1 protein-coding gene is annotated in these 421 nt (G+C 67.5%); it reads left to right on the top strand.

Annotated features, from left to right (window positions below):
* Nucleotides 1-421: SecDF P1 head subdomain-containing protein (locus RM780_RS27715; protein WP_449657207.1), on the top strand; the 421-nt coding region annotated here is incomplete at both ends.

The following is a 421-nucleotide window of genomic DNA, read 5'->3' on the forward strand; positions in this document are numbered from 1 at the left end:
GACGGCCAGACGGTCTACCTGCTGAGCAAGTCGATCATGAGCGGCGAGGAGATCGCCGACGCCACCTCCGGGCTGAACCAGCAGCAGGGCCAGTACGTCGTCGACGTGACCTTCAAGAGCGGGGGCGCCAAGACCTGGGCCTACTTCACCGCGGCGAACGTGGGTACGCAGACGGCGTTCACCCTCGACTCGCAGGTGGTCAGCGCGCCCGAGATCCGGGAACCCATCCCCGGCGGCAACACCCAGATCACCGGCCAGTTCACTTCGGACTCGGCCAAGGAACTGGCCAATGTGCTGAAGTACGGCTCGCTGCCGCTGTCGTTCGAGTCCTCTGAAGCCGAGACCGTTTCGGCGACGCTGGGCCTGTCCTCGATGCGGGCCGGCCTGATCGCGGGCGCGGTCGGCCTGGCCGCGGTGCTGT

Origin of the sequence: Streptomyces boetiae, from assembly GCF_031845405.1 — a bacterium.
Classification (GTDB): Bacteria; Actinomycetota; Actinomycetes; order Streptomycetales; family Streptomycetaceae; genus Streptomyces; species Streptomyces boetiae.